Origin of the sequence: Novosphingobium sp. AAP93 (assembly GCF_001296055.1) — a bacterium.
Taxonomy (GTDB): domain Bacteria; phylum Pseudomonadota; class Alphaproteobacteria; order Sphingomonadales; family Sphingomonadaceae; genus Novosphingobium.
In genome coordinates, this window is record NZ_LJHZ01000103.1 from 24078 (window position 1) to 34673 (window position 10596).

A 10596-nucleotide genomic window follows, 5' to 3' on the forward strand; every position below is an offset into this window, starting at 1 on the left:
ATGAAACTCTCCTTCGTCGTCAAGTCCCTCGCTGGCGCCGCTGCCATGGTTGCCATGGCCGGCCCCGCACTCGCGGCAGCCCAGTCCACGCCGTCACCCGTCACGCTCAAGGGCGATGTCATGCTCGAGAAGACCGTGACCGAAAACGGTGTGAGCAAGGTGCAACTGGTCGAGCCCAAGGTCGTCATTCCCGGCGACCACCTGCTGTTCACCACGCGCTATCACAACGACGGCGCGCAGGCGGTGACCAATTTCGTGGTCACCAATCCGCTGCCGTCCGCCGTTGCCCTTGCGAGCGACGGTGCACAGGGCACGGAAGTCTCGGTCGATGGCGGCAAGACATGGGGCCAGCTTGGCAGCCTCAAGGTTGCCGGCACCGAGGGCACGCCGCGCGCGGCCACCGCGGCTGACGTGACGCATGTTCGCTGGATCATCCCGTCGATCGCTCCGGGCGCTTCGGGTGAAGTCCAATATCATGGAATCGTTCGCTAATCCGGCGGAACGGGGGGTCGCGATGCCTGTGAGCGACCAGAATATTCGCAGGCAACCCAGTGGAGCATATAACAATGACGTATCGCAGCAGACTGCTGGGTGCGGCGGGGCTTTTCGGCCTTGCTGTTCTCGGCGCCAACCCGGCCCACGCGGCCGGTACAACCGCAGGCTCGACGATCACCAACACGGTTTCGGTGGCGTTCCAGGTCGGCGGCATCGCCCAGACCGGCACGGCCGCGTCTGATACCCTCACGGTCGACCGCCGCGTGCAGCTGACCGTCGCCGAAGTCGGCACGACCACCACGACGGTCACGCCCGGCTCGGTCAACCAGGTGACGGCGTTCACGGTGGTCAACACCTCGAACGCCCCGCTCGATTTCGCGCTCACCGCAGCGCAGCAGGTCGGCGGCGCCGGCGCGCACTCGAACACCGACTCGTTCGACGTGACCAACGTGCGCATCTTCCGCGACGTGAACAACAACGGCACGTTCGAATCGGGCACCGACACGCTGGTGACCTACCTCGACGAAGTCGCAGCGGACGCTTCGGTTCAGGTCCTCGTCGTCTCCGACGTGCCGCTGGCCCAGGCAAACGGCGCGGTTGCCGCCGTGACGCTGACCGCAACCGGCCGCGAAGCCGGCGCCGCGGGAAGCCAGGGTGCGGCGCTCGTCCAGACCACCGGTGCGAACACCGCTGGGATGGATACGGTGTTCGCGGACGGCGCGGGTGCGACCGATGCGGCGCGCGATGCCTCGTTCTCGGCCAAGGACGACTACACCGTCTCGGCCGCGACGCTCAGCGCGATCAAGTCCTCGCGCATCATCAGCGATCCGATCAACGGCACGACAAACCCGAAGATGATCCCGGGCGCGACGATCCAGTACTGCATCGCGATCAGCAACGCATCGGGCAGCGCCACGGCGACCACCGTTACCGTGAACGACCCCATTCCGGCGAACCTCACCTACGATTCGGCGTTCGGCGTGAAGACCAACGGCACCGCGACGATCGCGAGCGGCGTGGCGACCTGCGCCGCCGACACGACCGGCACGGGCACGATGGCCTCGAACACGGTGACCGGCACGCTGGCCTCCGTGGCAGGCGGTGAAACCAAGACGGTTGTCTTCCAAGCCACGATTAATTGAACGGGCCCGAGGAAGGCACCCTTCAAGCAATCACGCAGATCAGGACAGGCAGGCGGCGGCAGACCCGGGGGTAGGCCGCCGCCACACCCTTCCTTTGTCCTGAAAACAAAGAACAAACGCCATGCAGGCATTGAGGAACAGGATCTGGGCGATCGCCGCGCTGCTCTTTGCAGCGCTGCTTTTCGCGACCAGCGTTCCCGCCGCGGCGAACACCATCACCAACACCGCCTATGCCCGCTGGAACCAGAGCGGCATCGAACTGACGGCCGATTCCAACGTGGTCTCGTTCGATGTGGTGCGGGATGACACCAGGATTTTCGTGCTGCCCTTGCCCAATGGCAGCGAAACGCTTGCGATCAATGCCGGCTATTGCGGCACCACGGTCTTGCCGAGCGTCAATATCGACCCCAAAGGTGCCGATCCGAACGATCCGGCGACGACTTCCAGCGTCATCGTCGGCCAGCCGGTGGTTTTCCGCCTCGTGTTGGCCCGCAGCGCGCTCGATCCGGGCCGGATCGACACGGTCAAGGTCACGATCACCTCGGCCAGCGGCGACAAGGAACAGGTCACCGTCACCGAGACGGCCACCGACAGCGGCGTATTCTACGGTGCGATCCCGACGAGCGCGATCCCGCCGCAGCCGAAGGACGGCGATTGCCGCCTCAGCGTTTCGGGCGGCGACAAGGTGACCGTCTCCTACAACGGTGCGAGCGGCGACGGCACCGTTATCAAGACCGATGTCGACGTGCTGGCCGACCCCTATGGCCTTGTTTTCGATAGCGAAGATGCCGCCCCGATCGACGGCGCGCGGGTCACGCTGATCGATGTCGCCACCGGCCAGCCGGCGCGCGTGTTTGCCGATGACGGCGTGACCACCTGGCCCTCGACCATCGTCACAGGCTCGCTGATCACCGACGGGGCCGGCCGCACCTGGCAGATGCCGGAAGGCGAATACCGCTTTCCGCTCGCGCCGCTTGGCACATATCGGCTGCTGGTCGTACCGCCTGATCCGTACACCGCGCCATCAGCGCTCACACCGAAGAATTTCACTGGCCTGAGACGTCCCGATGGGGGCGATTTGGTTATTCTACCGGCGTCCTATGGTGAAAGTCTGGCACTTTCGAGCCCGGCACCGGTGCGCGTCGATATTCCGGTCGACCGACCACCCGTTGCCGTGAGCCTCAGCAAGGTCGCGTCGAGACAGGTCGCCCAACCGGGCGATGCCGTGTTTTACACCATCACGGTGCGCAACACCGATCCGGGGCGGATGAAACGCGGCGTGGTGCTGAGCGATACGCCGTCGGCCAACTTGCGACTGCGCGTGAGCACGATCCGCATCGATGGGGCCAAACCGGCGGCGGATGCGGTGACTGTTGCGCCCGATGGCCGCACGATGACCATTGCCATCGGCACGATCGCACCGGGCGCCAGCCGCACCGTGACTTATGCGATGACCGTGCGGCCGGAAGCGTCCGCAGGCAACGCAATTAACCGAATTGATGCAGTGGATGCACGTGGACTAACCGCAACGGCAAGTTCTGCCGTGCGCATCGAGCGCGACAATCTGGCTGCGACGATGACCCTGATCGGCCGCATCACGCTCGGCGCCTGCGATGTGCCGAACAGCAAGAACGCACCCCGCCCGGGCATCGGCGGTGTACGTCTCGTGCTTGAGGACGGCAGCTTCGCAGTGACCGATGCAGAGGGCCGCTATCACTTCGAAGGGCTGATGCCCGGCACACATGTCGTTGAAGCACAATCGGTTACGCTGCCAAAGGGCGGCAAGTTCGTTGATTGCACACAGTCGACCCGCAGTGCCGGGAGTGCCTCCAGCCGCTTCGTGATCGGCCAGGGCGGCAGCCTGGTTGTCGCCAACTTCGCGGCCACCGTGCCCGCCGAGACGCTCGCTGCAGCCGCTGCTGCTGCAGAAGCGGCCAAGCCGGTGGCGGACAGCGACCGCAAGGCGGCGGGCGGCGATACCGACTGGGTTGCCAAGGGTGATGGCCCCACCGAATTCCTTTTCCCCACCGCTGATTACAACCCGCGCGCGCCGACCACCCGCGTCGTCATCCGCCACCGCAAGGGGCAGACAGTGGCGCTCAAAATCGACGGCAAGCCGGTCGACAAGCTGGCCTTCGACGGCGCGCAGAGCTCGCCCGAGGGTTATGCCGTCAGCGTATGGCGCGGTCTGCCGCTCAATGGCGAGGACACCCGCTTCGATGCCGAGGTGCGTGATCCCGGCGGCGCCGTGGTGCAAACGCTGACCCGCACCGTGCACTTCGGCGCGACCCCGGCCCGTGTCGAACTGGTTCCCGAGCGCACCCGCCTCGTGGCCGATGGGGCGACGCGGCCGGTCGTCGCCGTGCGCGTGCTCGATCGCACCGGCCGGCCAGTTCACGCCGGGATTTCCGGCCCGATCACGCTGTCCGCGCCCTACGAAAGCGCGGCAGCGCTCGACGCACTGCAGAGCCGCATCCTCTCTGGCCTCGACCGCAGCCCGCCGACGTGGATCGTCAAGGGCGACGACGGCGTCGCGCTGATCGAGCTTGCCCCGACGATGGTCAGCGGCAGCCTCGACCTGACCTTCCAGTTCACGGACCGCGACGTGAAGCGCCAGCAAGTGCTCGAAACATGGGTCGTGCCGGGCGAGGCGAAGTGGACGCTGGTGGGCCTTGCCGAAGGTGCGGTGGGCGCAAAGACGATTGCCGATCACATGCACCGCACCGGCAAGTTCGACAGCGATCTGGGCGATCATGCCCGTGTCGCGTTCTACGCCAAGGGGCGGATCAAGGGCAAATGGCTCACCACCATTGCCTATGACAGCGCCAAGCAGCGCGCCGAACAGCGCCTGCTCGGCGGGCTCGATCCCAAGGCCTATTACACCGTGTTCGCTGACGGCTCTGACCGTCGCTTCGATGCCGCGAGCGTGAACAAGCTCTATGTGCGCATCGAAAGCACCCGCGTGCGGGCGATGTTCGGTGACTTCAACACCGGCTTCGATCACACCCAGCTCGGCCGCTACCAGCGCACGATGACCGGCGTGAGGGCCGAGGCGCGGCTGGGCCGGTTGCGCACCGAAGCCTATGCCGCCAAGGTCGCCACCACGCACCGCCGCGACCAGATCCCCGGCGGCGGCATCAGCGGGCCCTACCGCCTCTCCAGCCGCGCCATCGTGCCCAACAGCGAGACGGTGGTGATCGAAGTGCGCGACCGCTTCCGCTCCGAAGTCGTCGTCTCCAGCACGGCACTCACGCGTTTCCTCGATTACGACATCGACCTCCTCGCGGGCACGATCACGTTCAAGCAGCCGGTGCTCAGCCGCGATGCCAATCTCAATCCGCAGCAGATCGTGGTCGACTACGAAATCGACACGCTGAACGGCGGGGCGTGGAATGCCGGTGCGCGCAGCGAATGGCGCAACAAGTCGGAGAAAGTCCGCCTCGGCGCAACCGCGATCAGCGATGCCTCGGCCAATGCCGGCGCGGCGGTGACGCGCACCAATCTTGGCGCGATCGACGCGAAGGTCTTTATCGGCAGCAAGACCGAAGTGCGCGCGGAAGCGGCGCTGAGCCATGCCACCGGCGGCAATCTGGCGGCGGGTCAGGCCGGCAGCGGCACCAAGTCGGCCTGGATGGTCGAACTCGAACGCCATGACGCGCGGCTCGATGTGCTCGCCTATATTCGCTCGCTCGATGCCAATTTCGGTGTCGGTCAGGTCAGCATCGGCGAGCTTGGGCGCCGCAAGATCGGGCTCGATACGCGCTACCGGATCAGCCAGAAGTGGCTGGTGAGCGGCACGGCGTGGCAGGATACCTCGCTGGTCGACGGGTCCAAGCGCAGCGCGATCCAGCTGGGCACGACGTGGAACTCCGCCGGCACCGAACTGCGCCTCGCCGTCGCGCGCTACAGCGAGACGCTGGCGCAGGGTGTCGCCGCGGGTCCAACCGGTGCCAAGGGCGGCAGCACGACGCTGATCGAAGCGGGCAGCACCAAGCGCCTGTTCGACAACAAGCTGGAACTGAGCGCGGCGGGCTCGATCGCGATCGGCCGCAGCGATGCGACTTCCTATCAGGCGCCGCGCTACCGGCTCGGCCTGCGCTATGCGATCACACCCGATGTCCGCCTGATCAGCGATTACGAGATCGGCAACGGCAGCCAGGGCGAGACACGCACGCTGCGCGGCGGGCTGGAAGTGCAGCCGTGGACCGGCGCCAAGATCGCCACCGTAGTCGGCCAGCAGGCGACCAAGGGCCTGCCCGTGGCCACCGAACAGCAGGCGATTGCAGAGCAGGGCAAGCGCGCGTTTGCCTCCTACGGCCTCGCGCAGTCGCTGCCGGTGAGCAAGGCGCTGACACTTGACGCCACCATCGATGGCAACAAGGTGATCGGCGGCAAGAGCGCGCTTGCTACCAATGGCGGCACGGCGGTGGTCGGCGCGAGCAGCCAGACGACGATCGCCGAGGACTTCACGGCTTATACGCTCGGTGCGACGTGGCGTTCTGGCCGCTGGAGCGCGACCGCGCGCGCGGAACTGCGCGATGGCGAACTGACCAAGCGCAAGGGCCTGACCTTCGGCATGATCCGCCAGATGGGCGAAGGCAGCGTGGTCGGCGGCGCGGTGACCTGGGCCAGGTCGCGCGATGCAACCGGCGCACAAAGCGAAGTGGGCAGCGCTGCCATCTCCATCGCACACCGCCCGGCGACTTCAGCTTTCGCGTTCCTGAGTAAACTGGAATTCCGCAGCGACCGGATTTTGGGCGTGACGGCGGCGAGCGTAACCGGCACCGGCGCGGCGACCGACGGCACCGCGCTGACGGTCGATGGCAATGCCCGCTCGCGTCGGATCATCGGCAGCTTCTCCGGCAATTGGGCGCCGAGCGGCCGCGTGGACGGGCAGATGGTCCAGCGCACCGAGATCGGGATCTTCGTCGCCGCGCGGCACAATCTCGACCGCTATCAAGGCTTTGACCTTGCCGGCACGACCGTGCTGGGCGGGGTGGATGCGCGCATCGGCATCGGCAAGCGCATCGAAGTTGGCGGCAGCGCGACAGTGCGGCGCAGCCTCTCCGATGGGACCACGTCTTACGCGGTCGGGCCGCAGATCGGCATTGTCCCGGCGGACAACGTGATGGTCGTGATCGGCTATAACCTCACCGGTTTCCGCGACCGCGATTTTGCCGGCGCGCGCAACACGACCAAGGGGGTTTTTGCGACCATGCGGGTGAAGTTCGATTCCAACTCGCTGGCCGCACTCGGCATCGGCCGGTAAACAAATCCGTTAACGAACTGGCTTAGCATGTTCCAACGGGGGACTGCGCCTTCCCGCGTATTGCCGCCGTCGGGGTGCAAGTTTATCAACCATACCTTCGCTACTTTGTTTGCGCAGGATCGGTTCGCTTGCAGCCCATTCGCATCGTTTCCCTGAACCGGGTGATCCGCTGGACAGCGGCGGCGGTGCTGGGTGCGTGCCTTGCCGGTGCCGCCCCCCCTGCCCTCGCCGCGGCGCCTTCGGCCACAGTGAGCGCAGATCAGGCCTTGCGTTTCGGCACCTTTTTCACCGATACGTCTGGTTCAAGGACTGTATCGGCAACCGGTGCGGTTAGCGGTTCCGCCATTGTTCCGCTGACGGGGACTGCGCCAGCCCCGGCGCAGTTCACCTTCACTTACGATCGCGGCAACAACGCCAATGTCGCCTATTCGCTGCTGATTTCCGTGCTCGTGCCCGGAACGGCAAGCCAGGTCAGCGGCGGCGTAACCGGCACGATTGCCCGGTTTGATACCGATCTTCCAGGCATATCCACGCTGATCCCGGGCCAGACCGCGCAGATCACGCTGACCGGCTGCCAACGCCGGATCTGCAGCCGGACGTTCCGGGTGGGCGGCACCTTGCAAATCGCGCGCACATCCGGCGGGGCACAGCTAGCCATCCCGCTGCCGATAGTCGTCACCGTGCTGGCCGAACTGTGATGCGTGGGCGGTTGGTCCTCGCAGCGGCGGCGCTCGTCAGCTCGCCCGCGCTGGCGGCAACCGGGCAAAGTGCAACCGCGTCGGGACAGGCACAGGCCGTCATCATCACGCCGATCATCGCCGTCGCGCTCAACGATCTCGATTTCGGATCGCTAACCTCGTCGCGCACGGCGAGCGGAACGGTAACGGTCGGTGCAGAGGGGGCCGTCAACTATGCTGGTGGTGCCGCACCGGCCTGTGGGGGCGCCTGCGCCGGCGTCGCACCCGCGCGCTTCCTCGTCAGTGGCGAGGCCGGGCGCAGCTATACCGTCAGCGCACCGGCCACAATTACTGCCAGCGGCACGCTGATCGGCGGCGGCAGCGCGCCTGCGCTCGCCATCGATGCGCTGACCGTGCACCTCGACAGCCATGCGGGAGCGGTCACCAGCATCGGCCAGCTCGACGACAAAGGCGAGGATCGCATCGAAGTCGGCGGGCGGCTGAACGTCCCTGCGGGCACGTCCCCGGCGCATTACCGCGCCACTCTGACCATCATGGTCACCTACAGCTGATCACCCCGGGAGTATCCGGGAGCTCTGGCCTTGCGCCCCTTCCAGACGTGCTTACCTTTCATTAACCATATCTACTTAGGAATTGTACGTAAGAGGACGCCGGGGAAGCCCGGCCCCTCCAGTTCCGCCGATTCTCCGGTGCGGGGCGAAAGGGACCAGGAGCTTAACCGGTGAACAAGTTTTTTCCTGCAGCGCTGATCGCCGTTGCCACAGCGGGCCCGGCCTATGCTGCGCCGGGCAATACATCGACCGCGACAGGCACAGCGACCGCGACGATTGTCGCGCCGATCGTGCTGACCCACCCGGCTTCGGCCAGCCTCAACTTCGGCCGCTTCACGCGCGGCACCGGCGGCACCGTGACGGTGACTGCGGCCGGCGCCGGCTCTGTCGGCAGCGACGTGACGTTCGTGCCCGGATCGACCACTGCGGCTGACAGCTTTACCGTCGCGGGCGACGCCAATCGCTCCTATTCTATTGCGACGACAGGCGGCAACGTGACCTCGGGCGGGACAAGCCTTGCCTTCACCACCACGCCATCTGCCGCAACCGGCACGCTCAGCACCAGCGGGACCGGCAGCTTCACTGTCGGCGGCACACTGACGGTGACGGGAACGGCTCCGACGGGCGCTTACACCGGCACTTACTCGGCAACCGTCGCGTACAACTGAACGCAGCGGATCAGCAGATCCCCACCCAGCATTTTGGTTAACAGATTTGGAAAGGATTAACCAGGCGGTGCGCAGATGCGCGACCGCCTGGTTTGCGTTTGGCCACCCTGCACGGACACCGGAAATTCGCTTAATTTCCGAAAGTTAGATCGAAGATCTCCTCGAGATAGCCGAGTTGGAAGACACAGAATCTTTTCAAGAGGTTTCGAGAGGCAAACACTTTCTTAACCATATTTCCTTAGGACGTTTACTTATCAGGCCACGGGAAACCACGGCCCTGATGAAACCGCGTTTACCAGCTCCAAGACCGGGACGTTGCGGGGCGAAACTGAAAACTCAGGAGCATACGACGTGAAGAAGATCATTCTCGCCACTATCGGGATCCTCGCCACCGCGACTCCCGCCTTTGCCGGCTCGGGCAACCAGTCGACCGCCACCGGTACCGCGACCGCGACCATCGTCGCGCCGATCGTGCTGACCCACCCGGCTTCGGCCAGCCTCAACTTCGGACGTTTCACCACCGGCACCGGCGGCACCGTGACCGTCTCTGCAGCCGGCACCGGTTCGGTCGGCAGCGACGTGACGTTCGTGCCCGGCTCGACCAACTCGGCCGACAGCTTCACCGTTGCGGGCGATGCCAGCCGTTCGTTCTCGATCACGACCACCGGCGGCAACGTGACTTCGGGTTCGACCAACCTCGCCTTCACCACCACGCCTTCGGCTGCAACCGGCACGCTCAGCGGCACCGGCGCGGCCAGCTTCACCGTCGGCGGCACGCTGACCGTGACAGGCACGGCGCCGGCCGGTTCCTACACCGGCACCTACTCCGCCACCGTTACCTACAACTAAGCCCGGGATTGCACCGGCTGTCGCCCTTTTGGCGACAGCCGGGCTCTCGTAACCGTTCCCCAAACCTGGCCGGTACATGACCGCTCGTTTTAGCCCTTGCCTGATCGCGTTTGCCGCGTTCGCAGCGTCGCTCCCGGCGCCCGAGGCGGCCTATGCGGCCCCCGGAGGCACGGCGACAGTGACCGGAACGGCCAGTGCGCAGGTGATCACCCCGATCAGAATCGTTGCGACCGCACCCTTGCGGTTTGGCGTGATGGCACAGCCCACCGCGGCGGGTACGGTCACCGTAAGCACCGCCGGTGCCGTCTCGACCACCGGCGGCATGGCTGGCAACACCGCCATCGCCCAGGGCAGCTCGGACCCGCAGGCCGGCAGGTTCCGCGTGAGCGGCGAACCGGGCCGCCAGTTCTTCGTGACCCTACCGCTCGCCGCCACGGTGACCCGCAGCGGGAGTTCAATGACAATCACGCTGTTTACCGTCGGCGCCCTCACCGGCTCGCCGGTCGGCACGCTCGACATCGCGGTGGGCGGCACGCTTGCTGTCGGCGCATCGCAGCCCGTGGGGACCTACAACGGGACCTACCAGATCACCGCGTCCTACAACTGACGCAGCGACCACAGCGTCGATTCTTCATCGCCCGCGCCGCAACGGCCGCGGGCCTTTTTGCGTCCGCAGAGCCTGAGGCTGGCCGATAACCGCTTCGAAGGCGCAAAAAATTACCTCCGGCAAAAAATTTTTTCCAATTTTTCCGCGATCTAGCTGCCGCGGAAAACGCCGGGAGCCCGGCGCCGGCATGCTTCGAAATGGACGAATATTCACATCCGCAGCGGAACTTGTATGGTTAATCGCGAATAAAGACTGGTTACTGACTAGGGTCAGGACCCATTAAATTGCTTGCGCAGACGGTGATTGGTTGATTCAAG

General features: G+C 65.6%; 8 protein-coding genes. All 8 read left to right on the top strand.

Annotated features, from left to right (window positions below):
- The 8 genes from IP83_RS15865 (at position 1) to IP83_RS15900 (ending at position 10279) form a co-directional block, all read left to right on the top strand.
- Positions 1-492, top strand: coding sequence for a DUF11 domain-containing protein (locus tag IP83_RS15865; RefSeq protein ID WP_054123203.1), 492 nt, complete (start codon positions 1-3; stop codon positions 490-492).
- Positions 493-566: 74 nt separating this feature from the next.
- Positions 567-1637 carry a DUF11 domain-containing protein gene (locus IP83_RS15870; RefSeq protein WP_054123204.1) on the top strand — a complete coding sequence of 357 codons (1071 nt, stop codon included), beginning with the start codon at positions 567-569 and terminating at the stop codon, positions 1635-1637.
- A 130-nt stretch (positions 1638-1767) separates the two neighbouring features.
- Positions 1768-6906, top strand: coding sequence for a DUF11 domain-containing protein (locus IP83_RS15875; protein ID WP_231625076.1), 5139 nt, complete (start codon positions 1768-1770; stop codon positions 6904-6906).
- Between the two features lie 128 nt (positions 6907-7034).
- A complete protein-coding gene (locus tag IP83_RS15880; RefSeq protein WP_054123206.1) occupies positions 7035-7604 on the top strand; it encodes a DUF4402 domain-containing protein in 570 nt (189 codons plus the stop codon).
- Positions 7604-8155: a DUF4402 domain-containing protein gene (locus IP83_RS15885; RefSeq protein WP_072383874.1), complete on the top strand. Its 552-nt coding sequence runs from the start codon at positions 7604-7606 to the stop codon at positions 8153-8155. The genes IP83_RS15880 and IP83_RS15885 overlap by 1 nt, the downstream gene beginning before the upstream one ends.
- A gap of 170 nt (positions 8156-8325) precedes the next feature.
- On the top strand, positions 8326-8823 hold the full coding sequence (locus IP83_RS15890) for a DUF4402 domain-containing protein (RefSeq protein WP_054123208.1): 498 nt from the start codon (positions 8326-8328) through the stop codon (positions 8821-8823).
- Between the two features lie 351 nt (positions 8824-9174).
- A complete protein-coding gene (locus tag IP83_RS15895; RefSeq protein WP_231625077.1) occupies positions 9175-9672 on the top strand; it encodes a DUF4402 domain-containing protein in 498 nt (165 codons plus the stop codon).
- 76 nt (positions 9673-9748) lie between these two features.
- Positions 9749-10279 (top strand): DUF4402 domain-containing protein, encoded by a 531-nt coding sequence (locus IP83_RS15900; RefSeq protein ID WP_054123210.1) that lies wholly within the window; start codon positions 9749-9751, stop codon positions 10277-10279.
- Positions 10280-10596: the final 317 nt, after the last annotated feature.